This is a genomic window from Flammeovirgaceae bacterium (assembly GCA_015180985.1).
Lineage (GTDB): Bacteria > Bacteroidota > Bacteroidia > Cytophagales > Cyclobacteriaceae > UBA2336.
On record CP054185.1, the window covers coordinates 2,530,154 to 2,555,945 of the forward strand.

The following is a 25,792-nucleotide window of genomic DNA, read 5'->3' on the forward strand; positions in this document are numbered from 1 at the left end:
AAAGCCAGGTTTGAGCGGGATAAATCATTTTATATTGGGGGTGGTCTTGCACTGCCCTTTGGAGGAAAGCTTGAAGATTATGCTAACGGAGTAAGTTTTGAAGGCGGATTTCTCAAGCGCATGAATAAGGTACTTTCAATCGGTGGCAATATTTCCTACCTGAGCATGAAATATGATCAGGATAAAACGTATCCTTATTATTATAATGTTGATGATAATTATGCTATTGAGTTAGAACTTGAAGGTGGTGACGTGTCCATGCTTACCACTGGGTTTGTTCTTAAGTTAAATTTCATCCCTGTAAGTGATAACTCGACTATTTCAATCTATGGCATTGCCAATCCATTTGTAGCCCAATCAAAGCGTTCTGAAATGAAGGGTAGGGGTTATTTTTACGAAAATCTTGATGCTGACGGCCAATGGGACGATCCGGTTTCTGGACTATTCCCGGATGAGTGGGATGCTTCTGGTTTTCCTGCCCTCAAAGGGGAAGAAAAAATAACTGGCGGTATTCATGTAGGATTTGGAGTAGAGTTCATGCCGGTTAAAGCGGTATCATTCTTTGCACAGGCAACAATTAGTTATACGGGTGCAATTACGTATGTAAGTACGAATGATTACCTAAGTGGAGCTACAAAATACGTGGATGGTAACGATACTGTTTACTATGATGCGGATCCAACCTACTATGACCCTGAATTTCCTATTGTAAAAAGTGGATTTCCTGCATTAAGCGTTAGGGCTGGTTTATCATTTAACTTCTAACATTCTAACAAAAAGATTGTCGATATGACTCTTCGACTTTGTATCGCTCTTTGTTTTGTGTGGACTAATTCTTTAGCACAATATAAGCTTTACGAAGAGGGCCTGAAAAAGTACAACAACAAAGACTTCTATGGCGCCATAGAAACACTCTCCGATTTTTTAACCCGCCCTGTTCGCGATAAAAAGTTTGATGTAGATGCCTACTACTGGCGGGGTATGGCTGCTTTTAAACTGGGTGACTATAATGTCGCTGCTGAAGACCTGAAACAAAGCCTTGCACTCAAACACGGCAATGTGGGCAATATTCACTGGTTTATTGCTAAATGCTACGAAAATGAAAAACTCTACAACGATGCCATTGTTGAATACTCTGAAGCGCTAAAAATTCTTCGTGCCGATAAGCAGAAGGAGTTTCAGATACTGACTGAGCGCTCCGGTGTGTATGCAAAAATGGGTAACACACCTTCTGCCATTGCCGACCTGCAGGCTGCGCAAGCCATTCAGCCAAACAACGAAACGGTTAAAAACAGTATCGCCATGCTGTCCGATCCCAAATCGCGAAATGCTGATGTAAAAACCGACTCAAATATTCCTGTTGTAGTTAAAAATGAACCTCAACAGAGGAAAGATGAACCGGTAAAGACTGAACCAAAAGTTGAAGTTAAACAGGAGCCTGTTAAAACTGAAGAAAAGGTTGTGACCAACCCCCAACCGGTTGTTCAATCCGTGGTAACAACACCTAAAGAACCCACCCTTGAAGAACTGTATGGTGATGAAAAACGCTATGCGCTGATTATCGGCAACTCGGCTTATTCAAAACAAATCGGGGTGCTTAAAAACCCGGTGAACGATGCCACTGATTTTGCCGAAGTTCTCAAAACCATGAATTTTGACGTTACCCTGATCACCGATGCGAGTTACGGTAAAATCCGGGCCGAAATGATGAAGTTCAGGGATAAACTCAACCAGGGCGAACGCGATAAAACCGTAGGCCTCTTTTTTTATGCCGGGCACGGTTTGCAGCATGATAATGAAAACTATATCGTTCCGGTTGATGCCGAGATTATGTACGAAGATGATATTGCGCGATTCTGTTTCCCCATCCAGAAAATGGTGCTTGCCCAGATGGAAATGTCAAACAGCCGCATGAACATTGTTATTCTGGATGCCTGCCGGAATAATCCCTTTCCGGCCCTGCATCGAAGCATTGGTGAATCCACCGGATTGGGAGAGATGAAAAAGGCCCGTGGCGCATTTATCGCCTATGCAACCTCACCGGGATCGGTAGCATCTGACGGTACCGGACGTAACGGCCTTTACACGCAGGAGTTAATTAAAGCTATGAGTAAACCGGGCCGTACCATTGAGCAGGTTTTTAAAGAAGTGCGGGCCAATGTGTTAAGGCAATCCGGTGACCGCCAAAACCCCTGGGAGAATTCAAATATTATTGGCGACTTCTATTTTAAGCTGAAATAATCCTGCGCGAACTGCAAAATAGTGGCAGTTTTTGGAGATCAGACACGGAAAGTTATCTTTGCACGCTGTTTATTGGTCCGGTAGTTCAGCTGGCCCTGATGGCGCAAAAGTGCATCAGGGTGCTGACCGAAGCGTCAGCATTAGAATGCCTGTCCCGCCAAGGCGGGAAGGTCGCGGGTAAACCGCAGAGTTCTAAAAACATGAACAGAAGTTATTTAATTGGTCCGGTAGTTCAGCTGGTTAGAATGCCTGCCTGTCACGCAGGAGGTCGCGGGTTCGAGTCCCGTCCGGACCGCATTAACAAGTAAGCCCTTCAAGGGCTTTTTTGTTAATTTTGAAGGAAGAACTTATGTCAAAACCATTGAATAAGGTTACCAGCAGTTTTATCTTTTCCCTTATTGCTGCATCATTGATTTTTTCTCTTGACTCCTGTAAGGAAGAGGAAGTTAGTTGCAGTTCAATTGAATTTCAACTGCAAAATACCAACCGCGACCTGCTGCAAGCGGCATTTGATGAAGATTGCGAAGAGGTCAGCCGGTTGTTCTCCAAAATGTTCTCCCTGCTAAGGCAGGGAAAAAATTGCGAGTACGTTACTAATCTGGTAGCGGATGAAGGTTATTCTGATGTGGAGAGTTACATCGACTACCTGGAAGACGAACGGGATAGAATCCTGGATGCCTTATCGTGTTAATTCGCGCATCTTAATCGCAACCGGTTCATTTACAATACCTAGTAGCGCCAGATTCGTAATTTCGGTATCGCAAGCCTTAAGGCTTTCGTAAGGCGCTTCGTCTGATGTGGATGGCTGAAAATTTAACAAACTAATTGTGACTTAAATAATACAATTCATGCATTTCTAGGGCTGGAAGCCAAGGAGATTGACAGGGTGCTGGGCGCTATTGGTTGTTGATATTTGGCATAGATTTCAATTTCAAACTTTTTTTATCAAGAATCTTCAACTATCTTTATAAACTAAGCCCCAACTTATAACCTAAACCCACAACTCATGAAAAGGATTAATTGGTTTGTTTACTTACTGGTAGCAGGATTGGCCCTCACTACAATATCGTGTAATGACGATGATAAAGTGAACTGTGATTCCATTGAGGATCAATTGGATGTTCTGGAGGGTGATCTGGAGAATGCAATAGATGATGAGGATTGTGATGAGATCGAATCTACTTTTACGAAAGCAATTTCCTTGTTCAGGAAGGGCAAGAATTGTGATTATGTGAAAGAAATTGTTGATGATGGCGGATTTGATGACGTTGAAGATTTTATTGATGCACTTGAGGACTTTCGCGATGATATATTGCTTGACCTCGGTTGTTGACAGCTAAGAATTGATTTAAAGGCCTTGTAACCCTCTTGTTTACAGGGCCTTTATTTTTTATGGTTATCGGGTATTACTCAATATTGCTTAAACCTGCTAACTTTACCGGTTCATTTACAATGCTATGCTGCTTGACTTTGAAAAGCCAATTGCCGAACTGGAAGCCAAACTGGAAGACATGAAGCACCTGGCTGGCGATAACGATAAAGAGGTTAATGACGCGATCAAGGCCCTGGAAAAGAAAATCATTGACCTCAAGAAGGAAACCTTCGAAAACCTTACCGGCTGGCAACGGGTGCAATTATCCCGGCATCCGGACAGGCCTTACACGCTTGATTACATTTACGAAATTACGTCTGAGTTCATTGAGTTGTTTGGCGACCGAAACGTTGCGGATGACAAAGCCATGGTGGGAGGTTTCGGTACAATTGAAGGGCAAACATTCATGCTTATCGGCCAGCAGAAGGGTCGCACCACCAAACAGCGCCAGATACGCAATTTCGGCATGGCCAATCCCGAAGGATATCGCAAGGCTTTGCGACTGATGCACATGGCCGAAAAATTCAACAAGCCTGTTGTAACCTTTATTGATACACCGGGTGCCTTTCCCGGCCTTGAGGCGGAAGAGCGCGGCCAGGGCGAAGCCATTGCCCGCAACCTGAAGGAGATGTTTACCCTGAAGGTACCGGTGATTTGTATTATTATCGGTGAGGGTGCATCTGGCGGTGCGTTGGGAATTGGTATTGGTGACAGGGTATATATGTTAGAGAATACCTGGTACTCCGTTATATCTCCGGAGTCTTGTTCCTCTATATTGTGGCGAAGTTGGGATTACAAAGAACAAGCTGCTGAAGTATTAAAACTTACAGCCAAAGACATGCTTCAGTTAAAAATGATTGATGGCATTATTAAAGAACCTCTTGGAGGCGCACATACCGATGTAAAGTGGATGGCCAATGAAGTAAAACGCGTTATTCTTGAAAGCACAAAAGAACTTTTAGCAATTTCACCGGTAAACCGGATCCAGCAACGCATGGATAAATTCTGTGCGATGGGTGTTGTTAAAGAATAATGTTTCGCCCGGCACACAATCGATTTAAAACCGCCAGGAAGAGCGTTTTTTTTTATTTTTACCCTAACATATTTAGCGATGGGTAAAGGCAAAGAGAAAATCCAGTGGAAGAATCAGCTGGTGAACCTGGTGGCCATCATTATTGGCGTCTACATTGCTTTCTATCTTACGGAGCGGGCTTCCGCAGCGAAAGACCGCGATCAGGCGAAAGCTTTTTTGGTAGCGATGGCAGAAGACCTGCAGGATGATATCGTCAGCCTCACCGAGTCGACCGACACATTAAAGTACTATGCGAAGGTATCGCGGGCGTTAACGCAGAGTGTCATTGCAAGGCGCATTCCGAAAGATTCGCTCAATGCCATGATCAATAGCTTGTACCTCATCGTTCCATTCAATCCAAAGGACAATGCATACCAATCTCTTCTGGCTTCGGGTAAGTTGGAATTGGTTGGTGATTTTGATTTAAGGCGCAAGATTACGGCTCTATATCATCAGCACTATGGAACGATTCGTATCACAGACGACATATCAAATCAGATGCGCATCCAGTTAATTACACCCTACTTAATGGAACGCTTGCGCTTTACCTCGCAGGGTTTACTCAACGCTGAGGAGTTATGGCGCGATAACATGTTTGTGAATATGGCCTTTTCTATGCAGTATAGCATGCAGATGAAGTACCAGGTTGACTCTGTTGCGCTGGTGCATGCCAAAGAACTGAAACAATTGATTGAAGCGGAATTAGAATGAAGTTACATGTAATAGATACCGGTTTTTTTAAGCTAGATGGCGGTGCCATGTTTGGTGTGGTACCCAAAACCATCTGGCAAAAAACCAACCCGGCCGATGCCAATAACCTTTGCACCTGGGCCATGCGGTGCCTGCTGATTGAAGACGGCAACCGACTGATTTTGATCGATTGCGGCATTGGCGATAAGCAAGATGAGAAGTTCCTAAGCCATTACTACCTGCATGGCGATGCCACGTTGTCCTCATCGCTGCGCAAAGCCGGCTTTCATGAAAATGACGTAACAGATGTTTTCCTTACCCACTTGCATTTCGACCATTGCGGAGGTGCATTGAAGTTTGATACAACGGGGAAGATTGTAACGACATTTCCCCAAGCGCACTATTGGAGCAACGAAGCGCATTGGCGTTGGGCCACCGTGCCCAATGCCCGCGAAAAGGCAAGTTTCCTAAAGGAAAACATTTTGCCTTTACAGGAAAGCGGCCAGTTGAAAATGATCGACCCGCAATCGGTTCCCTTTTCGCAGTTCGGTATTTTCTATGCGGCCGGTCATACCGACCAGATGATGATACCCATGATTCGCTACAAGGGCCGCACCATCTGCTACATGGCCGATTTGCTGCCCTCGGTGGGCCACATACCGTTGCCTTATGTAATGGGTTACGACACGCGGCCCCTTCTTACCCTGGAAGAAAAGGCTCGCTTTTTAAATGAAGCGGCAGCCAATAATTATATTCTTTATTTCGAGCACGACCCGATTATTGAATGTTGCACAGTGAAGCACACAGACAAGGGGGTGAGGCTTGATCAGGTTTTACGGTTAACTGACCTATGAAGATCGGATTGGCATTATCAGGCGGTGGAGCCCGGGGCATTGCCCACCTGGGCGTTATTAAGGCACTTGAAGAACTGGGCCTTACGTTTTCGGCTATTTCAGGCACCAGTGCGGGCGCGATAGCAGGTGCTTTTTATTGTGCAGGCTATAAACCCGATGAGATCCTGCACATCATTACGTCCATGGGTTTTCTTAATTCCGTGCGTCCGGCCTGGTCGTGGACGGGCCTGTTAAGCATGGAAGGCTTTAAAGAAGTTATGCATAAGCACATTCCGCATAACAGTTTTGAGAAATTAAACCCCTCGCTCACTGTAGCCGCTACTGAAATCCGGTTGGGTAAAGTGGTTTATTTTACGGAAGGCGAGTTGATACCGGCCGTTATTGCATCTTCCAGCATACCAGCCATCTTTAATCCGGTATCGCTTAACGGCAATGTATATGTTGATGGCGGATTAATGGATAACTTGCCGGCCCGGCCGTTGGTAGGTAAGTGCGATTTCATCATCGGGAGCCATTGCAACCCGGTTGACCAGCGGTTTGATATTAAAAATGTAAAGGAAGTTACCGAACGCAGCCTGCTGATTGCCATTAATGTAAGTACAGCGCACAGCAAAATTCACTGTAATTTTGTTTTTGAGTCGCCCGAGCTTGGTAAGTTCAGTACATTTGATCTGGCAAAAGGAAAGGAAATTTTCCAGATCGGCTATCGAAATGCAAAAAGCCGGTTGCCGGAGTTGGAACAACAACTAAAACAACATGCCGGTAAGTACAGCACTTGATTTCAAACAACTAATCCTTCAGGGGATCCCTGAAGAGCTGCCAGTTCAAAAGGAGTATGATACGTCAGTTAATCACGCGCCTAAACGCAAAGACATATTGACAACAGCGGAGAAAAAATTGGCTGTAAAAAATGCCCTTCGCTACTTCCATCCTAAACACCACGAAATCCTTGCCCACGAATTTTATAAGGAACTCATAGACTTCGGCCGGATTTATATGTATCGGTTCCGGCCCGAGTACGCAATGCATGCCCGTCCAATTTCTGAATACCCGCACAACTCACTGCAGGCAGCCAGCATTATGCTAATGATTCAGAATAACCTGGACCCTGCTGTTGCCCAACATCCGCATGAACTGATTACCTATGGTGGCAATGGTGCCGTGTTTCAAAACTGGGCACAATACCTGCTTACCATGAAGTACCTGGCCACCATGACTGATGAACAGACTCTGCATATGTACTCTGGTCATCCGATGGGTTTATTCCCTTCATCAAAAGAAGCACCACGCGTAGTGGTTACGAACGGGATGATGATCCCCAATTACTCAAGGCAGGACGACTGGGAACGATACAATGCACTGGGCGTAACCCAATACGGACAAATGACAGCCGGATCGTATATGTACATTGGTCCGCAAGGCATTGTACATGGCACAACCATAACGGTATTGAATGCCGGCAGAAGAATAGCAAAACAAGGGGAGGGCCTTGCAGGAAAACTGTTTGTTACCTCAGGTCTTGGCGGTATGAGTGGAGCTCAACCCAAGGCGGGCAACATTGCCGGTTGTATTACAGTTGTAGCCGAAGTAAACGACAAAGCAACATTTAAGCGCCAGCAACAGGGTTGGGTTGACGAGGTGATAGGCGATTTAGATGAACTTGTTGAACGTGTAAAAAGTGCGAAGAGCGGAAAAGAAATCGTTTCCATTGCTTACCGGGGCAATATTGTTGATGTGTGGGAAAAGTTCGATGCCGAAAATGTTTTCATAGACCTGGGTTCGGACCAGACCTCACTACACAATCCGTGGGCTGGCGGCTATTATCCTGCCGGATTATCCTTTGAAGAATCCAACCAGTTAATGGCCATAGAGCCGGAAAAATTTAAACAGCATGTGCAGGAATCGCTTCGCAGGCAGGCAGCTGCTATTAACCGGCATACTGCAAAGGGCACTTATTTTTTTGACTATGGCAACGCCTTTTTGCTGGAGGCTTCCCGTGCCGGTGCTGATGTGATGGCGCCCAATGGAATTGATTTCAGGTATCCATCGTATGTTCAGGATATTATGGGGCCTATGTGTTTTGACTACGGGTTTGGGCCCTTCAGGTGGGTGTGTACTTCCGGCAAAGAGAGCGATCTTGAATTTACGGATAAACTTGCCGGGCAAGTACTTGAGCAAATCCGGATGACGGCCCCTGAAGAAATTCATCCTCAGCTTAATGACAACATCAGGTGGATTAAGCAGGCGCAGCAGAACAAGTTGGTTGTAGGTTCACAGGCCCGCATTCTGTATGCCGATGCCGAAGGACGGATAAAGATTGCGGCTGCCTTTAATAAGGCCATCCGCGAAGGTAAAATCGGGCCTGTTGTACTTGGCCGCGATCACCACGATGTTTCCGGAACGGACAGCCCCTATCGCGAAACATCAAATATTTACGATGGCTCGAAGTTCACAGCCGATATGGCTATTCACAATGTAATTGGTGATTCATTTCGTGGTGCTACCTGGGTATCCATTCACAATGGGGGAGGTGTTGGCTGGGGCGAAGTAATAAACGGGGGTTTCGGCCTGTTATTGGACGGCACAGCGGAAGCAGACAGAAGGCTGGAAAACATGTTGTACTTTGATGTGAATAACGGCATAGCCCGGAGGGCGTGGGCAGGTAACGAACCAGCAATTTCTACCATCAACCGAGAGCTTCAAATTAACCTGAATTTTCAACCGACCATTCCATACCCGGTGGATGAAAGCATTTTGCTTTGAACCTGTTTTCTTAATTATATTTCATCCGTTAATTAAACTTTAATCACTTTCAATTATGAGAAAATGTAGCTTTATTGTTCTATTTGTTTTACCTGCTCTCTGGAGTTTTGGCCAGGCCGAATTTTCACTTGGCGTAAAAGGCGGACTAAACTTCGCCAAGTTTGATGTTGAAGATATTGGTGGTTCAGTAAAGGGCAAGACCGGGTTTCATGGCGGTGCTTTTGCCTTAATTAAGTTAACAAAAATCGGTATTCAGCCCGAACTGGTTTTTTCGCAACAAGGATCAAAATTTACGTTTGATGGTAATGATGTGGAAAGCAATTTTGATTACATCAATATTCCAGTAATTCTGAAGATTTACTTGCTGGCTGGTTTAAATCTGCAAGTAGGTCCACAGTTTGGATTTTTGAGCAAGGCTGAGATTGACGGCCAGGATGTTAAAAGCAGTTTTAAGGGCGCTGATACAAGTTTAGGTATTGGCGTAGGTTGGGATTTGCCCCTGCGCTTTACTATTGATGCTCGTTATAACCTGGGGCTCTCCAAAATCGAGGACGACCCGTCCTTTGATACCATAAAAAACCAGGTTATTCAGGTATCGTTGGGCTATAAGCTATTTAAGTTTGGTAATTAACCTACCGCTTGTTAGGTAAGTTTAATTTTTAGTATTTTCAAGCATTATTAACAAAACCCTAATTAACATGAAAAAGCAATTAATTCTGTTCATGCTCCTTGCCCTCAGCGCTGCTACATTCGCCCAAATGAAGGGTGGGATAAAAGCCGGGTTGAACATGGCAACACTAAAAGTGGATGTGGAAGGTTTGGGCTCAGATTCTGAAAACGGCACCAGTTTTCATTTTGGTGCTTATGCAAATTTTGGGCTGAGCGATGCCGTTTCAGTTCAACCGGAATTACTCTATAACTCTCTAAAGGCAAGTGATGGCGGTGATGACGTAACATTTAATTACCTGAGTATCCCGGTGATGTTTCAATACTCCATTGCTGAGAAGTTTAACCTTCAGGCTGGTCCTCAAATCGGACTATTAATGGGTACAGATCCGAGTGAGTTAAAGGATGGAATGAAAGGTACTGATTTGTCACTAAATGTAGGTGCCGGTGCAAGTTTTGGAAAGTTAAATGCAACTTTGCGTTATTGCCTTGGGCTGGCGAATACCTCAGATGTGGATGGTATTGAATTTAAAAACAATGTCTTCCAGATTTCAATAGGATATCAGTTATTTGGTGATTAATATCTGAAATTATTGCAATCGAAAGCCGGGAAATCAGCCCGGCTTTTTTTATTTTTATACATGCCAATACGCTTGCTGTTATCGCTAATTACACTAATTACAATCAGCACCGAATTGTATTCTCAATCGGTAATAATCCCCCGGTTCGGTGTAACCGTATCACGTACAAATGCATCCAATCTTGAAGGCATAGAGCAGGTTTCTAAAGCTGGTATTTCGTTAGGTGCTGCTGTTGAATTTAAGCTCACTACCACCGTAGCCATACAACCTGAACTTAACTATACCCAAAAGGGATTTGGCTTTAATGCCCAGGAGACGGACCAAGGCTTCTTTATTAATGTTGAAAATAAAACCAGGGTAGATTATCTGGAGGTTCCGCTGTTTGCTAAAATTTACCTTGGGGCTGGCTCCAAAGTTTACTTTTTGGCAGGTCCATCAATAGCTGTAGGAATAGGGGGGCAATCAAAATCCAAGGTAGAAACCGATTTATTTGGAACGCCATTGAGTATTACAGTTAAAGGCAAAGTGAAATTTGGTGATCCCCCTGCAACATATAACCCCGAAGAAGATACCGAAGTTTACTTTGATAACCGATTGGATTTTGGCATACAGGGCGGATTAGGTATTTCACTCTATCGGCAGGCGGCCGTTGAATTTCGGTATAATTATGGGTTATCCGGCTTGCAGGATGAGGAGGATTCGCAAAATCGAGTATTACATATCAATATCGCGGTGCCCTTAAATACCTTTGTCAAAAGCAAAGAATAGTTGTTAATTTTCACCCTTAACCAAAATAAACATGAAAAAGTTACTTACATCATTTCTCTTTATGAGCGTGTGTGCAACCTCATTATTCGCTCAAGGATTTGGCTTCGGCATTAAAGGCGGGGTTAACATAGCCAACACCGACATTTCATCCGACCAGTTTACTTTGGATACAAAATCCAAAATGGGTTTCCATGGAGGAGTATTTGTAAACCTGATGTTTACTGATAAGCTGGGGGTACAGCCGGAACTATTGTACTCCCTGCAGGGCAGTGAATACGACATACCGAGTGTAGAAGGTAAGCTGTCACTTTCATACGTTAATATTCCTCTTTTGTTGCGCTATAATATCAATGATTTAATAAGCCTGCACGTTGGCCCCCAGTTTGGTTTTTTGATGAATGCCGAAGAGGAATTTGATGGCGATACTTCAGATGTAAAAGATGATTTTAAAAGCAGTGACATTTCGGGAGCTTTTGGTGTTGAAGTTGATTTACCAATGAAAATTGGATTTGGGGCGCGGTACGTACTCGGCCTTTCAAACGCCCTTACGGATGATGGCAGTTTTGGTGATGCTGAATTAAAGAACAGCACCATACAGGTATACGTTAAATTTCGCTTAAAGAGTGCGAACTGACTAAGTTCTTCACGTAAGCTTACAAAAAAGCCGGAGACTGTCTCCGGCTTTTTAGTTTATAACAATCAGGAAATAATTCTTCTTCCCTTTTTGAGCCAGCAGGTACCGGTTGTGCAATAACCGAAAATCGCTTTTCTGGTTAGGGTCACTGATCTTCGCTTTATTCATACTCACCCCGCCTCCCTGGATCATTTTGCGGGCTTCGCCTTTTGATGGAAAAATAACCCCCAGTGTAATTTCGCTAAGCAGATCAGTTACTGTGGGCTGCCGTTCAAATTCACTCCGGGCAATGGTTACCTGCGGAATACCTTCAAGTACATTTAACAATGTATCCTCATCCAACTCTTCCAAATCGCTGGTTGTGGATTGCCCGAACAGGATGGAAGAAGCCTTGATTGCCCGGTTTAAATCATTTTTCGAATGAACGCGTATGGTAATATCTTCTGCCAGGGCTTGCTGCAGTTTGCGTAAATGCGGGGCAGCCGCATGTTCACTGGTTAAGGCCTCAATTTCATCTTTGCCCTTCAGTGTAAATACTTTAATCATGCCGGCAGCATCATCATCTGAAAGATTTAACCAATACTGGTAAAATTTGTAGGGCGAAGTTCGTTGGGCGTCCAGCCATACATTTCCGGATTCTGTTTTGCCAAATTTGGTGCCATCGGATTTCTTAATGAGGGATGTTGTAAGCGCAAAGGCTTCGCCATTAGTTTTCCTGCGGATTAATTCGGTACCGGTAACGATGTTACCCCATTGGTCCGAACCGCCCATTTGTAGTTTGCAGTTTTTGTGGGTGTACAGGTAGTAAAAGTCGTAGCCCTGCACCAACTGATAGCTGAATTCAGTGAACGATAAGCCTGTTTCAAGCCGGTTCTTAACAGAATCCTTGGCCATCATGTAGTTAATGGTTATGTGCTTACCAACATCTCGTATAAAATCAAGAAACAGGAAATTTTTGAACCAATCATAATTATTAACCATCTCGGCTCCGTGCTCCCCTGCTCCAAAATCAAGAAATTTCTCAAGCTGTTTTTTCACACAGGATTCGTTATGCCGTAAAACCTCTTCTGTTAAAAGGTTGCGCTCGGCTGATTTACCTGACGGATCACCAACCATGCCCGTAGCACCACCCACCAGTGCGATGGGCTTATGGCCGCATTGCTGGAAGTGAACAAGTGTTAAAATCTGGGCAAGGTGGCCAATGTGAAGCGAATCGGCTGTTGGATCAAATCCAATATATCCTGTTGTTGGTTCCTTTGCTAACTGTTCTTCGGTACCGGGCATGATGTCATGCAGTATGCCCCGCCATTTCAGCTCTTCAACAAAATTTACTTTCATTTTGCGGTAATAATCCGCAAAGATATAAATGGATTGTTCAGTTTATACCCTGTTTCCGTTTCGGTTATACAGCTACCGGGCTGTCGATTCGGTAAATGGGCGGTATTTTACTGGTGCTATCAAAGCTAGCCTGAAGATCTTTTATTATGCCAGTTTCGATACTGTACACCCATCCGTGAACTATAGGTTGATTTCGGGTTTTCCATGCATTTTGGATAATTGATGTTTTACTAAGGTCCAATACCTGCTCAATCACATTTAATTCCACCAGGCGATCAAACTTCACATTTTCGTCCTTTATGGCATCGAGTTCATCCTTATGGAGCCTGTAAACATCTTTGATGTTTCGGAGCCAGTTGTCAATGAGACCGAATTGCTGGCTACCCATGGCAGCTTTTACACCTCCACAACCATAATGACCGCACACGATAACATGCCTTACCTTCAGCACGTTTACTGCATAGTCAAGAACACTAAGCATATTCATATCGGTATGAACGACCATGTTGGCGATATTACGGTGGACAAAAATTTCACCGGGTTTTGTATTGGTAATCTGGTTGGCAGGCACCCGGCTGTCGGAGCAGCCAATCCACAGTACCTGAGGACTCTGGCCCTTGGCCAGATCCTTGAAGTAGTTGGGATCTTCTTTAAGTTGATTTGCAACCCAAATTCGGTTGCCTTCAAGTAAGGCTTTATAAATTTCCATAGTTTACTATAATTGAGATAAGATTAATTCGATGGACAGTATCATTACATATAAAATTTCGGTTGAGGCTTTAAATTTCCAATCAGGCCTGAGATGTATAGCCTGGTTCAGGAGGCGGCAGGACAATGGAGACTGTCCGATCTAATAATTTTAAAGTTGATATAAACTGAGATAACTGTCTGGAAATCAATAAAGAATATGTATTAACATGAAATGAAATTGGGTTTATAATCTTGACCTCGTCCTGGTTTTCAGGTGTACTCTCCTGTGAAGAGTCGTTCTCTTCTTCCATTCCTGAATTAGTGAGCAGGTTTAGAATGTTTTGGTATAGAGCCGGATTGTTCTGCTTTAGCGTAACGGCATGCATTTCGGTAAAGAGAAGGCTCAGGTTAAAAAAAGCCAGCCCAGTTAAGCAGCTTACCAAAAACCTGATTTGAGAATTTCGTAGGAAACGCATACACTCAAAAGTACCACAATTTCAACAAAATTGGTCAGAAATTACTTTATTGAGGACAAACCCGATTACCAATGGAACAGCCCGATGCCCTTAAGCTTGTAGCCGAATTTCACCGCACTTTTAAACATCCAATCCTGCCAGGCCCGGCCATACCCGCTGAAGACCGGTGCAGGTTGCGTGTTGCGTTGTTAGCTGAAGAAGTTAAGGAACTTGAGGTGGCGGTTTTGGATAAAGATATTGTAGGTGTAGCAGATGCCCTTTGCGACATCCAATACGTACTATCAGGGGCAATCCTTGAGTTTGGCCTGGCCGATAAGTTCAAGGCATTATTCGAAGAAGTGCAGCGATCCAATATGAGTAAAGCCTGCAACAGCGAGGAAGAGGCTAAGGCTACCGTAGCGCATTACAAGGATAAAGATGGCACAGCCTGCTATTACCGCCAGGAGGGTGATAAGTGGCTGGTGTATCGGCAATCGGATAATAAAACCATAAAATCAATCAATTACAGCCCGGCCAACCTGGATCGGATTTTACGTTAGACGTAAAACTCGATTTGAAAATCGGTTTCGGAGTTTGCAACCGGCAAGGGCTTTATACCCAAAATCCGCAGGGAGTTATAGGCTTTAATAAACTCCGATCGGCTGATTCGGACTTTACTCACGCCTGGTTTGATACGGTGGTATTGCATTCGCCCCGATTTATTGGCTGTGGCGCTGTACATGAACTCAAATTGAGGCGTAATAGGGGAGGGGATATACCGCATTACCGATATATATTCCTGAACTCGGTGTGAATCATGAAGTTCTGCTTGGCATTATACTGCGCCAGCAGCGAGTAAGCCCAATTCGGCACATAATTAAAGCGATCCCGGTATTCTTCAATTTTAGAACATAATTCCTGCACATAATAGCGTATCTGGTCAAGGTTACGGCAATCAGCAGGCCGCTCAAAATTTCTGGATGTAAAGCTCCTTAGCTCTAATTCCAGTCTGCGTTTTTCCAGTTCAGTCATAACTTTTGTGTATTATTACACAATAATAAAAGCATTAATATTTAAAATCAAGTTTTATTGTGTAAAAATGCACATTAATTTTTTAAAGAAAAACCTAACTTAAGGCTGAAATCAGCCTGATTTGAGCTAATTTTCTTTAAATCAGTGTACTATGCCGGTTAATCGAGAGCGTTGGTTGTAACCCAATACCGGAATGCGACAATCGCTTTATCTAATTTACTTAGATGGGTTAAGTCTTTCTGGCTGATACGTGGAAGTATCAGTTTGTTAAGGCGAGCCAAAGCCCGGAAGGCCATTTTTCGCATAGGGCATTAATTAAGATGTCACGGCCGTATTCCTTATCTTTCCGTGAAAATAAAGATAACATTTAGTTATGGATTATATCGAGATGAGCCCCTTTTTGGTAGCATGGAATAATGCCATGATTCTGGGTTCCATTATAATGGTTGCAGCCGGCATCGTTATTTACCTGCTGCACAATATTAAGGTTTCCAGTATTGCCGAATACCACCTTAAGTATGATTATATCAACGCCAACGAGATAAAGACCTATAAACTTGTTTTTTACTGCTTTGGTGTGGCTGTAGCGCTGGCCATTAACCTGTATGGTATGCATGATATGAAGCAGGTGGAAGTATGGTTTTTTACGCGCCTGTTTATGTCTATAGCCGGAGGTACGCTTGTGGCCTATGTGTCGTACTTGGTGCTTGAGTATTACTACCCGACAAAACTTGATAAGAAGCTAAAACGGTACCGCCTTGCACCCCGGATAAATCCGAAAACGGGTAATAAAATGCGCCTGTTAAGCGAAGAAGAGGAGGATGTACACCTGGATGAAGGCATGATTGCCGAAGAGAATGTTTTTTCAATTGATTATGATGTTTGGATTGATGAAAAAACCGGTGATGTAAAAATTGAAAAATACCAGGGCCGGCTACAAGCCCTAAAGTGTAATACCTGCGGATTTTATACGATGCGGGTTACCAAAGAAGAGGTTGTTAAAATGCCTTCAGGTACTGAACCAGGTGAACTTATTAAACACTACCAATGTAGTTATTGCAAATCGGTTCGGGCAACCGCTTTCAATATCTCAACAAAAGAGGCAGAGGATTACAAAAAGGAGAAATTTAAGTTTCGGCAGAATAAAGATGTTGACCTAATTAAAGTTGAAATCCACACCATTTCGGGCAGTAAAAAGCACTATGAATTTCAAAACCTGGAGGAGGCCCAGAAATTCCTAAACGAATTTGATTCAGGTAAATCATAATCAGGCATACCATTTGCCAAAATTTCGTTAAAGCTTTTATGCGTATGAGAAACTTTGTGAAGTTGTTTTGCTCATTAATTTTATTACCCCACCTGCTATGGGCTAGTCTTGCCCCGGCTGATACGGCACTTACTTCCAAACCTGTTTATGGCAGGCAGGCCCGGGTTATTGTTCAAATTCTTGAAAGCAGTCATTACCGAAAACTGAGGTTCAATGATTCGCTGTCATCTGCCATTCTGGATTCCTACATCGCAACCCTCGATAATCAACGAAGTTATTTTTTAAAGTCGGACATTGATGCATTTAATAAGTACCGGTTTCAACTCGATGATCTGACCCGGGTTGAAAATGTAAACCCCGCCTTTGAAATCTACGAAGTATTTAAAAAGCGTTTTGCTGAACGGATGGATTACGTGCTTAAACACCTTATCAACCAGGAATTCGATTTCTCAAAAGACGAATATTATGAGGTTGATCGGGAGTATGCACCATGGGCTGTAACGGAAAAAGAGTTAAACCATATCTGGACACTCGCCATAAAAAACCAGGCCTTGAGTTTAAAAATTGCCGGCAAAAGCACGGCCGAGATTCAGGAAACCCTCCGTTCACGGTATGAGCGTTTTGTAAAATCTATAAAGCAAACCAACAGCGAAGATGTGTTTGGTTTTTACATGAATGCCGTTACCGAGGCGTATGATCCGCACACTAATTATTTTTCGCCCAGGCGGGCCGATTTATTCAAACAAAGTATGTCGCAATCGCTTGAAGGCATTGGAGCCAGGCTGCAAACCGAAAACGACTATACCAAAGTTGTTGAAATTCTGCCGGGAGGCCCCGCAGAAAAAACTAAACTGGTTAATGTAAACGACAGGATTATAGGTGTTGCACAGGGGGATGAAGGCGAAATGGTTGATGTTATCGGATGGCGGATTGATGATGTGGTAAAACTGATTAAAGGGCCAAAAGGAACCAAGGTTCGGCTCACTATCCTTCCTGCCGAGACAGGAGTAACGGGTCCGCCTGTAGTAATAACGCTTATACGCGATAAAATAAAGCTGGAAGATCTGACCGCCAAAAAGCAAGTAATAGACTATATACAAGATGGCAGAAAACTTAAACTAGGCGTGATTACGCTGCCCAGTTTTTACTTCGATTGGGAGGCTTACCAAAAAGGCGATCCAAATTATAACAGCACCACCAAAGACATTAAACGCCTTATAGCCGAGTTGCAAAAGGAAGGAATTGACGGGCTGGCCATTGATTTGCGTAATAATGGCGGAGGTTCGCTGGAAGAAGCCATAAACCTTACCGGATTGTTTATAAAGACCGGGCCGGTGGTGCAGGTTAGAGATTTTAATAAGCGCACTGAGATTAAAAATGATGAAGACCCCGCCATTGTCTATGCCGGACCGTTGATTGTGTTGATTAATCGGTTCAGTGCATCAGCCTCCGAAATCTTTGCCGGAGCCATCCAGGATTATCACCGCGGTGTGGTAGTTGGTGAGTCGTCTTTCGGTAAAGGCACTGTTCAATCCATTATTGAACTTGACAGGTATGTCAACTTTCCAAGAGAAGAGGTTGGTTCGCTGAAGCTAACCTTTCAAAAATTTTATCGGGTAACCGGGCACAGTACTCAATTTAAGGGGGTTACACCCGACATTAAGTTCCCCTCGGCCCTTAGCGCTGAACAATTCGGTGAGCGTTCAAGTAAAAGTGCGTTGCCGTGGGATGAGATACGAAGTGTGATGTATCAAAGAACCCCGTTTATCAATGATGTGGTTTTAAAAAATCTTACAAGGGCGCATCAGGAACGACTGAAAACGGATCCCTCGTTAATAGACCTGGTTGCTCAAACCGAAGAGACCCGCAAAAGCCTGGCTCAGAACCGCATTTCTCTAAACGAAGAGGTTAGGCGCAAAGAAGTTGAAGAATCGGAGAAACGCAGAAATGCCCGCAAACCGGGTGATGTTAAAATTGACCGCGAAGGACAAAACGATAATTCATTACTTAAACTGGAAGATGAATACCTTCGCGAAGGCTTGCTTGTGCTTACCGACCTGATTATTTCAAAAATCGGATAAAAAAAGGCGGGTATTTTTTCCCGCCTTTTTTTAATGCTTGCCCCTTGCTCAGGGTTCCTTTACAAATTCCTCAAACGGTTTTAATACAACCGGTTCAAGGCCGTTCTTTTTCAGCAATTCATTTACTTTGCCCTGGTGTTTATCCTTTATCTTTTTGAAATCGGTCTTTGCTGCATTAAAACGGTTTTCCAAGGCTTCCAGGTTATCCAACTCGGCTGTATTGGGCTTGTAAAAGCTTTGGGCAACTTTGCTATAGAGCTCGGCAAGCCGTTCGCGCAACTGAGGCTCTGCAGCGCCAACATAATTATCGCCTTTGGTTACTACTAAAGTTTCTTTCAGCCGGGTTAGTTCAGTAACAAACGGGTTAACTGATTTTGCTACCGAAGGGGCCTTGGCCTTCAGGCTCTCTGTTGCTTTCAGGTTCTCATCCAGTTCGTAAACCAGATAGGCAAGATCTTCTGCCATCCGGTATAGTTTACGGGTTGTTTCCTCCTGCAGTTTACGGTCGGCAAGGGGTATGCCCGATCGCTTATCATACTCAATAACCAGGTCGTTGGTGTAGGTTTCCTTTCCTTTTTGAATAACCACCTTGTAGGTACCTGCAGGTACCCGCATCGGGGTAAACCCGCCAAAAGCAAATGTTTTGGCTGCAGCCATTTTAGGTGGCTTAACCGAGTAGTTCCATTCAACAATGTTAATGCCTTTTGCTTTGCCGGGTGTTAATTCGGTAATCTTAGTACCGCTGGCATCTTGTATCTCGAGTGTCATTTTGCCAAGCGTATGCCGCCTTTTCTGATAGTAAACAATTCGCGCGGCCGTACTGGCGTTAGCCCCTACAAACTGAGTCTCGGTACTTGCACCGCCAAAACCGTTCGACTCATTAATTACCGTAGGCCGGGTTTTAAAGAAGTGCAGGTCTTTATTCAAGGCCTCTTCGTTTAGTTGGCGAAGCGGACTTATATCGTCAATGATAATAACGCCTCTTCCATGGGTAGCGATGACCAGGTCGTTGGTACGTTTGTGTAATTCAATGTAATGCACGTTTGCGGCCGGCATGTTGTTGGTAAACTTCAGCCAGCTTTTGCCACCATCAATGGTAATGTACAGTCCGAATTCGGTGCCAAGGAAGAGCAGGTTTTCGTTTTCATAATCTTCCTGAATATTCCGGGCAAACCCATGAATGTCGGGGGTAACGATTGACTTCCAGGTGGCTCCAAAGTCGGTTGTTTTATACACATAGGTATTCATATCACCGGTTTGATATCCGGTAAACACGGCATAGGCGATGCCTTTTCCAAATACGCTGGCCTCAACGTGGTAAACCATTGTGTTCTTTGGCAATCCGGGAACGTTACCTACAACGTTCGTCCAGGTTTTACCGCCATCTCGGGTAAGCTGCAGGTTGCCGTCATCGGTACCAGCCCAAACAATGTTTTCATCCAACGGTGACTCGGCTATTGTAAAAATGGTGCAATGGTTTTCAGCGCCAGAGTTATCGCGCGAAAGGCCACCTGAGTTTTCCTGGTTTTGCTTGGCCGGATTGTTTGTGGTCAGATCAGGCGAGATCTTTACCCAGGTTTCACCCATATCATCCGATCGGTGTACAAACTGACTGCCTATGTAAACGCGGTCGGGCTTATTGGGGCTGATGGTCAGCGAGGCGTTCCAGTTAAAACGCAGTTTCGGGTCACCTTTGGCCGGCAGGGGCTGAATGGTTTTAGCCTGGTCTTTGGCCGGGTCGAACCGCCAAACGTTTTCCGCGCCCTGCATTTCAGAATAAATAAGTTTTTTGGTAGGGTGGCGGTACACACGGTAACCATCACCAACGCCAACGCGAACCCAGTCTTTGGCTTCAACGCCTCCGGGAGAACTTGATGGCCCAAACCAACAGCCGTTGTCCTGTAACCCGCCATAAACATAATAGGGATCTTCATCATCAACGCTTACATGGTAAAACTGCGATACCGGAATATTCTCAACTATTTCCAGTGTAGTGCCGCCATCCCATGAGCGGTAGATGCCGCCATCGGTGGCTACATACATCCGGTCAGAATCGTTGATATCAAAAACAATATCGTGTACATCGGAGTGGTTGGGACCGAGGTTCTTAAATGTTTTGCCGCCATCGCGGGATATAGAGCCCAGCAGGCCGGCCTTTACCACCACATCCGGATTTCTGGGGTCCACTTCAATGCGTGAAAAATAGAACGGCCGTACCAGCAGTTCAAAATCATTATTGAGCTGCTTCCAGTTGGCACCGGCATCATCGCTACGGTATAAACCCTTGTCTTTATCCTGTTCGGATTCGATTACTGTATATAAAATTTTGGGGTTGGAAGGAGCTACAGCTATGGCCAGGCGGCCCAGTTTTCCTTTAGGGAAGCCGTTATGAATTTTGGCAAAGGTTTTTCCGCCATCAGTTGATTTATAAAGGGCGCTGTTTTCTCCGCCCGAGCTGAACGACCAGGGCGTTCTGCGCACTTCCCAGAAGGCAGCATATACAATATTCGGATCTTTCGGGTCGAGGGTCAGGTCGCTGCACCCCGTGGTTTTGTTAACAAACAGGATTTTGTTCCAGGTTTTACCGCCATCGGTGGTTTTATAGAGCCCCCGTTCATCGCTGTCGCTCCACAGAGGCCCCAGTACGGCCACATAAATTTCGTTGGGGTTTTTTGGGTTTACCTGGATACCGGCAATGCGTTCAGACTTTTCAAAGCCGATCTTTTGCCAGGTGGCCCCGCCATCGTTTGTCTTATACAAACCATCACCAACAGATACACTGTTCCGGGTCCAAACTTCACCGGTTCCAACCCAAACAACATTATCCGGATTGGAGGGGTCAACTTCCACAGCGCCAATGCTTTGGCAGTAATCATCGAAAATGGGGTTGAAGGTGGCCCCGCCATTGCTGCTTTTCCAAACACCACCCCCGGCAGTACCGGCATAAATAATTCGGGCGTTGGCAGGGTGAAGTTCAAGGTCGGTGATACGGCCACTCATAATAGCCGGACCGATGTGGCGGGCCTTCATGTCGCCAAATAATTCCTTACCACGGGTAATGGCATCCTGAGCCGTTGCCGGCTGCAGTAATAAAAGTAATCCTAAAAAGAGCATTGTTTTTTTCATGCATTGATGGGTAATAGGTTAGACAATAAACGAAACAAAAAGGCCTGACCGGATACGGTCAAGCCTTTGAAATAGTTATGTTATGTTGTGATCAAATTCAGCGTATTATTTGCCTTCAGGGAATTTAAAAACGGCATCATCCACTTTTGGGTTTAGTTGATATGCAGTAATTTTCAACGGACTGCTACCCGCTCCTTTCACACCTTGTGACATGGAGAAGGGCATCATTAAGCCATCAACCTCCTGATAATCACTCCAGGTTATTTGTTGAGTCATGCCCTTGCCTTGCCCTGTTTTTATTTCACTTTCCATTAGTAAGGGAACATAATTTTCAGCATCAAAATAATAGAACAGGATGTTTTCGGTTGGTACACCGTCAACCTTGATAGGTTTTTTGGTAAGCTTTATCTTGTAGCACTCTGTTCCTTCAATAGTTTCTTTTCCTACAAGTTCAACTTTCAGTCCACGCTCTTTGTAGTTCAAGAAGGGATCAGGAAAATCGCCAATTTCCTGTTTAAAATTTTCGGTGGCCTCGGCATCGCTCCGTTCGGCTTTCATATTCATAAAGTTGGTGGACCAGAGGGTTGTGCCATCGTAAACACCTTGCTTAATTTCCATACCCTGAAAGGAGATTGAGGTACATTGGCGTCCATCTTTTAATTGGATTATCTCCAACGGTATTTCCATTCCTTGCTGATTGACTTTGGCGCTGATTTTAATCCCATTAAGCGCTTTCCACTTGGCAATACCTCCGGTATTTTCAAAGTACTTGTTAATAATCTCGTCAACCGTTTGGCTGTACGCTGCGAAACCGATTGCCAGCAGGGCAATTACTGTTAAAAACCTGATTTTCATAGTTTGATTTAGTTTGGTGGTTGGTCGATTAAAGGTTCATTTTGTTACAATGATCAGGTCAAATTAACGCATTTTTTTATTCTTTAACCTTCCGTCCTAAATCTGCAGCCAGCAGGCAACTTCCTTCGTTTAATTGATATTTTAAGGCTATTTTAGGCGGTTATTCCTGCGCATGAGTGAAGAATTACTGAAGGCCATCATCCAGCTTTTCGCCATCGTGGCGCGCGAGCGCATTACCGAGGATGAGCGCAATAACATTAAGGAGTTTTTGAGCCTTCATCTCAACCGCGATCTGACCAAATACTACCTTAACCTTTTCGATGATTTCTGCAAAAATCACAAAATAGAATCGGCCCAGGACCTGAGCACCCTCGACCCGGAAACTATCCAGTTTGTTGACGACTGGTCGCGCATCATGCAAATCAGCAAGCAGGTAAACCAGGCCCTTACCATGCAGCAGAAGCTGGTGTTGATTGTGAAGATTATCGAGTTGGTATTTGCCGATTGGGAAATTTCCGAGCGCCAGGAGAACCTGATATTTTATATCGGTCAGGCCTTAAAAATCCCGCGAAAGGAAATTGATGCATTGCGGAATTTTGTTGTTGGCCAGGATATTGATGAACTCAGCGCCCCGAATGTATTGGTTATCGATGAAGGGTATGATGATAAACCTTACCCCGGGCCCCGGATTATTGAGAAAAATATTAACGGCCTGGTAGCCATACTGAAACTGGAGGAGACGTATTTTATAAAATACCTGGGTATTTCCGTTTTATACCTTAACAGCATTCCGCTCAAAAGCCGAAAGGTGGATATTTTCCCCACCGGCAGTACCATCCGGGGCGATAAAATTGAGCCGATTTACTACAGCGACATTGTAGGGCGTTTTCTGGTGGGCGGCCAGCAACAAAAAATTACCTTCACGGCCGACCATATTTTTTACCACTTTAAATCGGGCCGTGCCGGCTTGCAGAACATTAACATAGCCGAACAAGGTGGTAAGCTTATCGGCATTATGGGTGCCAGCGGTTCGGGTAAATCAACATTGCTCAATGTACTTAACGGGTCTGAGCCTCCTTCCAGCGGTCGGGTAGCCATTAACGGCATTGATATTCATGAACATCCCGATAAGGTTCAGGGCATTATTGGTTACATACCACAGGATGACCTGTTGATTGAAGACCTTACTGTTTTTGAGAATCTTTACTATGCTGCGCGGTTGTGTTTCGGGCAATACACAAAGCAGCAGGTTGCTGAACTGGTTGAGAGAGTACTTAATCAACTTGGCTTAAGCGAAACGCGCAATCTGAAAGTAGGTTCACCCATGCAGAAAACCATCAGCGGGGGGCAGCGTAAGAGGCTTAATATCGGGTTGGAGCTATTGCGCGAGCCCACTATTCTGTTTGTTGATGAGCCCACCTCCGGGCTTTCATCGCGCGATTCGGAAAACATCATGGACCTGCTTAAAGAGCTGTCGCTGCGCGGCAAAATGATCTTTGTGGTTATTCACCAGCCATCCTCCGACATTTTCAAAATGTTTGACACGCTGATCATCTTGGATGTTGGCGGTTTTCAGATCTACTATGGCAACCCGGTTGAGTCGGTAATTTACTTCAGGGATATTATTAATGCAGCCAACAAAACACAGGGAGCCTGCCCGGAATGCGGTAATATTAATCCTGAACAGGTTTTCAATATCATCGAAACAAAAGTTGTTAACGAATACGGCCGGCTAACCAACACCCGGAAAATTTCGCCCGGGCAGTGGTATCAGTACTTTAAACAGAAACTAAAAATTCCCCGGGTAGAGCATAGTCGTGAAGCTTTGCCTGTTACCCAGGCGATAGCCGGTAAGTTTAGCCAACTGAAAGTTTTTATGATTCGCGATGTGCTGGCTAAACTTTCGAACAAACAGTACCTGTACATTAATTTATTAGAAGCTCCGGTGCTGGCTTTCTTTATCAGTTTCATGGTAAAGTATTACAATGTGCTTTCGGGCAGCGATGCACGTTACTCGTTTTATGATAATACCAATATTCCGGTTTATTTTTTCATGAGTGTAGTGGTGGCGCTGTTTTTTGGTTTAACGGTAAGTGCTGAAGAGATCTTCCGTGACCGTAAGATTTTAAAGCGCGAAAAATTTCTGCATTTAAGCCGGGCCAGTTACCTGTACTCAAAAGTTGCTGTGCTGTTCGGCATTTCGGCTATACAAACTTTTACATTTATGTTGGTGGGTAACACGGTGCTTGAAATTCCGTTAACTGAAATGCGTTACTGGTTTATCCTGTTCAGCACCGCGTGCTTTGCCAATATCCTGGGGCTCAATATCAGCGCGGCTTTTAATTCGGCCGTTACCATTTATATACTCATTCCGTTGTTAATAATCCCTCAGCTCTTGTTAAGCGGAGTGGTAATTCAGTTTGATCGCTTTAACCCTCAGGTTGGCGAGCCGGTAGGCGTACCGCTGATGGGCGATATGATGGCTTCGCGGTGGGCTTTTGAAGCCTACATGGTTACCCAATTCCGTGATAATCCGTATGAAAAGGAATTGTATGAATGGGATAAAACGATCGCCATTGCTGATTTTAAACGAATGTACCTGATACCCGAACTTGAATCGAAGCTCTCCTATTGTCTGAATAACCGCCAGCACTGGCGTAATCAGAATCACCGGGAACTTGGTTATACCTTAGCATTATTACGTAACGAAATAACCAATGAGCTCCGGCTGGTAGGAGAGGATAAACTGCCTGAGGTGGTCAGGCTGGAAATCGGCAGGTTTGATTCAATCACCTACGACTCAACACAACAGTTTTTAACCAGGTTGAGAAACTACTACACGGCCAAACTAAATCAGGCCACAGCCAGGCGAGATGCTTATATTGGAGAACAAACCAATACGCCTGAAAGGGAATTGGCTTATGAGGCCTTCCGAAAGCGCTACGCCAACAAAGAAGTGGGCGATTGGGTGAAGAACGTTACAGCCCAGCAACGGATAATTGAGTATAAGGGCAGGTTTATTCAGAAATACTTCCCAATCTACATGGAAGAGCACCGGCCAAAGCACTTTTTAGATTATACGGCTAATTTTTATCAGCCCACCAAACACGTTGCCGGTCGGGTATATAACACCTTTTACTTTAACCTGACCATTATTTGGCTGATGACAATGTTCTTGTTCATTGCGCTTTATTTCGATTGGTTACGCAAACTGATTGTACTCATTGAAAGCAGAAAATACAAAAGGCGCGACCGGAATTAATAATTATTATATTTTTGCGCCACACTAAAACCAAAATATTTTACG

General features: G+C 44.4%; 23 protein-coding genes and 1 tRNA gene. 18 read left to right on the forward strand and 6 right to left on the reverse strand.

Features of this window, described 5'->3' with window-relative positions:
• The first annotated feature begins 120 nt into the window (after positions 1-120).
• The 14 genes from HRU69_11715 (at position 121) to HRU69_11780 (ending at position 11,641) form a co-directional block, all read left to right on the forward strand.
• On the forward strand, positions 121-765 hold the full coding sequence (locus HRU69_11715) for a hypothetical protein (protein ID QOI98110.1): 645 nt from the start codon (positions 121-123) through the stop codon (positions 763-765).
• A 57-nt stretch (positions 766-822) separates the two neighbouring features.
• Positions 823-2,241 carry a caspase family protein gene (locus HRU69_11720; protein QOI98111.1) on the forward strand — a complete coding sequence of 473 codons (1,419 nt, stop codon included), beginning with the start codon at positions 823-825 and terminating at the stop codon, positions 2,239-2,241.
• A 221-nt stretch (positions 2,242-2,462) separates the two neighbouring features.
• Positions 2,463-2,536 (forward strand) — tRNA-Asp (locus HRU69_11725).
• A 54-nt stretch (positions 2,537-2,590) separates the two neighbouring features.
• Entirely contained in the window at positions 2,591-2,932 is a 342-nt protein-coding gene (locus tag HRU69_11730) for a hypothetical protein (protein QOI98112.1), read from the forward strand.
• Positions 2,933-3,247: 315 nt separating this feature from the next.
• The gene (locus HRU69_11735; protein QOI98113.1) at positions 3,248-3,574 is read left to right on the forward strand and encodes a hypothetical protein; all 327 of its coding nucleotides are present in this window, start codon (positions 3,248-3,250) and stop codon (positions 3,572-3,574) included.
• 124 nt (positions 3,575-3,698) lie between these two features.
• Positions 3,699-4,646 (forward strand): acetyl-CoA carboxylase carboxyltransferase subunit alpha, encoded by a 948-nt coding sequence (locus HRU69_11740; GenBank protein ID QOI98114.1) that lies wholly within the window; start codon positions 3,699-3,701, stop codon positions 4,644-4,646.
• Positions 4,647-4,724: 78 nt separating this feature from the next.
• The gene (locus HRU69_11745; protein QOI98115.1) at positions 4,725-5,396 is read left to right on the forward strand and encodes a hypothetical protein; all 672 of its coding nucleotides are present in this window, start codon (positions 4,725-4,727) and stop codon (positions 5,394-5,396) included.
• Positions 5,393-6,229: an MBL fold metallo-hydrolase gene (locus HRU69_11750; protein ID QOI98116.1), complete on the forward strand. Its 837-nt coding sequence runs from the start codon at positions 5,393-5,395 to the stop codon at positions 6,227-6,229. The genes HRU69_11745 and HRU69_11750 overlap by 4 nt, the downstream gene beginning before the upstream one ends.
• Positions 6,226-7,008, forward strand: a complete 783-nt coding sequence (locus HRU69_11755; GenBank protein ID QOI98117.1) for a patatin-like phospholipase family protein — start codon at positions 6,226-6,228, stop codon at positions 7,006-7,008. Before HRU69_11750 ends, HRU69_11755 begins: the two co-directional genes overlap by 4 nt.
• A complete protein-coding gene (locus HRU69_11760; protein QOI98118.1) occupies positions 6,986-8,992 on the forward strand; it encodes a urocanate hydratase in 2,007 nt (668 codons plus the stop codon). Before HRU69_11755 ends, HRU69_11760 begins: the two co-directional genes overlap by 23 nt.
• 55 nt (positions 8,993-9,047) lie before the next feature.
• A complete protein-coding gene (locus HRU69_11765; protein ID QOI98119.1) occupies positions 9,048-9,623 on the forward strand; it encodes a PorT family protein in 576 nt (191 codons plus the stop codon).
• A gap of 67 nt (positions 9,624-9,690) precedes the next feature.
• Entirely contained in the window at positions 9,691-10,239 is a 549-nt protein-coding gene (locus tag HRU69_11770; protein ID QOI98120.1) for a PorT family protein, read from the forward strand.
• Between the two features lie 60 nt (positions 10,240-10,299).
• Complete coding sequence (locus HRU69_11775; GenBank protein ID QOI98121.1) at positions 10,300-11,007, forward strand: PorT family protein; 708 nt, start codon at positions 10,300-10,302, stop codon at positions 11,005-11,007.
• 31 nt (positions 11,008-11,038) lie between these two features.
• Positions 11,039-11,641 (forward strand): PorT family protein, encoded by a 603-nt coding sequence (locus tag HRU69_11780; GenBank protein ID QOI98122.1) that lies wholly within the window; start codon positions 11,039-11,041, stop codon positions 11,639-11,641.
• Positions 11,642-11,692: 51 nt separating this feature from the next.
• Here the strand turns inward: HRU69_11780 and HRU69_11785 are convergent, their stop codons facing one another.
• Entirely contained in the window at positions 11,693-12,979 is a 1,287-nt protein-coding gene (locus tag HRU69_11785; GenBank protein ID QOI98123.1) for a tyrosine--tRNA ligase, read from the reverse strand.
• A 64-nt stretch (positions 12,980-13,043) separates the two neighbouring features.
• Complete coding sequence (gene can / locus HRU69_11790) at positions 13,044-13,688, reverse strand: carbonate dehydratase (GenBank protein ID QOI98124.1); 645 nt, start codon at positions 13,686-13,688, stop codon at positions 13,044-13,046.
• 528 nt (positions 13,689-14,216) lie between these two features.
• Here can and HRU69_11795 point away from each other — a divergent pair.
• Positions 14,217-14,684 carry a nucleoside triphosphate pyrophosphohydrolase family protein gene (locus HRU69_11795; GenBank protein ID QOI98125.1) on the forward strand — a complete coding sequence of 156 codons (468 nt, stop codon included), beginning with the start codon at positions 14,217-14,219 and terminating at the stop codon, positions 14,682-14,684.
• On the opposite strand, the gene HRU69_11800 is transcribed toward HRU69_11795, so the two are convergent.
• Together HRU69_11800 and HRU69_11805 are read right to left on the reverse strand one after the other, a co-directional pair.
• Positions 14,681-14,833: a hypothetical protein gene (locus tag HRU69_11800; GenBank protein QOI98126.1), complete on the reverse strand. Its 153-nt coding sequence runs from the start codon at positions 14,831-14,833 to the stop codon at positions 14,681-14,683. The two genes, HRU69_11795 and HRU69_11800, sit on opposite strands and share 4 nt — an antisense overlap.
• 74 nt (positions 14,834-14,907) lie before the next feature.
• Positions 14,908-15,156: a hypothetical protein gene (locus tag HRU69_11805; GenBank protein ID QOI98127.1), complete on the reverse strand. Its 249-nt coding sequence runs from the start codon at positions 15,154-15,156 to the stop codon at positions 14,908-14,910.
• Positions 15,157-15,577: 421 nt separating this feature from the next.
• Here HRU69_11805 and HRU69_11810 point away from each other — a divergent pair, with 421 nt between their 5' ends.
• Positions 15,578-16,423, forward strand: a complete 846-nt coding sequence (locus HRU69_11810; GenBank protein ID QOI98916.1) for a hypothetical protein — start codon at positions 15,578-15,580, stop codon at positions 16,421-16,423.
• Between the two features lie 38 nt (positions 16,424-16,461).
• Positions 16,462-18,504, forward strand: a complete 2,043-nt coding sequence (locus HRU69_11815; protein ID QOI98128.1) for a carboxy terminal-processing peptidase — start codon at positions 16,462-16,464, stop codon at positions 18,502-18,504.
• A 48-nt stretch (positions 18,505-18,552) separates the two neighbouring features.
• On the opposite strand, the gene HRU69_11820 is transcribed toward HRU69_11815, so the two are convergent.
• Together HRU69_11820 and HRU69_11825 are read right to left on the reverse strand one after the other, a co-directional pair.
• Complete coding sequence (locus HRU69_11820; protein QOI98129.1) at positions 18,553-21,630, reverse strand: hypothetical protein; 3,078 nt, start codon at positions 21,628-21,630, stop codon at positions 18,553-18,555.
• 105 nt (positions 21,631-21,735) lie between these two features.
• Entirely contained in the window at positions 21,736-22,485 is a 750-nt protein-coding gene (locus tag HRU69_11825) for an outer membrane lipoprotein-sorting protein (protein QOI98130.1), read from the reverse strand.
• Between the two features lie 172 nt (positions 22,486-22,657).
• On the opposite strand from HRU69_11825, the gene HRU69_11830 reads away from it, so the two are divergent.
• The gene (locus tag HRU69_11830) at positions 22,658-25,747 is read left to right on the forward strand and encodes an ATP-binding cassette domain-containing protein (protein ID QOI98131.1); all 3,090 of its coding nucleotides are present in this window, start codon (positions 22,658-22,660) and stop codon (positions 25,745-25,747) included.
• Positions 25,748-25,792 lie beyond the last annotated feature (45 nt).

What these genes read in the sequence shown, in the direction of transcription:
- HRU69_11775 (QOI98121.1), top strand. Translation starts at nt 10,300, where the DNA reads ATGCCAATACGCTTGCTGTTATCGCTAATTACACTAATTACAATCAGC.
- HRU69_11795 (QOI98125.1), top strand. Translation starts at nt 14,217, where the DNA reads ATGGAACAGCCCGATGCCCTTAAGCTTGTAGCCGAATTTCACCGCACT.
- HRU69_11770 (QOI98120.1), top strand. Translation starts at nt 9,691, where the DNA reads ATGAAAAAGCAATTAATTCTGTTCATGCTCCTTGCCCTCAGCGCTGCT.
- HRU69_11825 (QOI98130.1), bottom strand. Translation starts at nt 22,485, where the DNA reads ATGAAAATCAGGTTTTTAACAGTAATTGCCCTGCTGGCAATCGGTTTC.
- HRU69_11800 (QOI98126.1), bottom strand. Translation starts at nt 14,833, where the DNA reads ATGCAATACCACCGTATCAAACCAGGCGTGAGTAAAGTCCGAATCAGC.
- HRU69_11740 (QOI98114.1), top strand. Translation starts at nt 3,699, where the DNA reads ATGCTGCTTGACTTTGAAAAGCCAATTGCCGAACTGGAAGCCAAACTG.
- HRU69_11820 (QOI98129.1), bottom strand. Translation starts at nt 21,630, where the DNA reads ATGAAAAAAACAATGCTCTTTTTAGGATTACTTTTATTACTGCAGCCG.
- HRU69_11815 (QOI98128.1), top strand. Translation starts at nt 16,462, where the DNA reads ATGCGTATGAGAAACTTTGTGAAGTTGTTTTGCTCATTAATTTTATTA.
- HRU69_11805 (QOI98127.1), bottom strand. Translation starts at nt 15,156, where the DNA reads ATGACTGAACTGGAAAAACGCAGACTGGAATTAGAGCTAAGGAGCTTT.
- HRU69_11715 (QOI98110.1), top strand. Translation starts at nt 121, where the DNA reads ATGAATAAGGTACTTTCAATCGGTGGCAATATTTCCTACCTGAGCATG.
- HRU69_11745 (QOI98115.1), top strand. Translation starts at nt 4,725, where the DNA reads ATGGGTAAAGGCAAAGAGAAAATCCAGTGGAAGAATCAGCTGGTGAAC.
- can (QOI98124.1), bottom strand. Translation starts at nt 13,688, where the DNA reads ATGGAAATTTATAAAGCCTTACTTGAAGGCAACCGAATTTGGGTTGCA.
- HRU69_11755 (QOI98117.1), top strand. Translation starts at nt 6,226, where the DNA reads ATGAAGATCGGATTGGCATTATCAGGCGGTGGAGCCCGGGGCATTGCC.
- HRU69_11730 (QOI98112.1), top strand. Translation starts at nt 2,591, where the DNA reads ATGTCAAAACCATTGAATAAGGTTACCAGCAGTTTTATCTTTTCCCTT.
- HRU69_11750 (QOI98116.1), top strand. Translation starts at nt 5,393, where the DNA reads ATGAAGTTACATGTAATAGATACCGGTTTTTTTAAGCTAGATGGCGGT.
- HRU69_11780 (QOI98122.1), top strand. Translation starts at nt 11,039, where the DNA reads ATGAAAAAGTTACTTACATCATTTCTCTTTATGAGCGTGTGTGCAACC.
- HRU69_11830 (QOI98131.1), top strand. Translation starts at nt 22,658, where the DNA reads ATGAGTGAAGAATTACTGAAGGCCATCATCCAGCTTTTCGCCATCGTG.
- HRU69_11735 (QOI98113.1), top strand. Translation starts at nt 3,248, where the DNA reads ATGAAAAGGATTAATTGGTTTGTTTACTTACTGGTAGCAGGATTGGCC.
- HRU69_11810 (QOI98916.1), top strand. Translation starts at nt 15,578, where the DNA reads ATGATTCTGGGTTCCATTATAATGGTTGCAGCCGGCATCGTTATTTAC.
- HRU69_11765 (QOI98119.1), top strand. Translation starts at nt 9,048, where the DNA reads ATGAGAAAATGTAGCTTTATTGTTCTATTTGTTTTACCTGCTCTCTGG.
- HRU69_11785 (QOI98123.1), bottom strand. Translation starts at nt 12,979, where the DNA reads ATGAAAGTAAATTTTGTTGAAGAGCTGAAATGGCGGGGCATACTGCAT.
- HRU69_11760 (QOI98118.1), top strand. Translation starts at nt 6,986, where the DNA reads ATGCCGGTAAGTACAGCACTTGATTTCAAACAACTAATCCTTCAGGGG.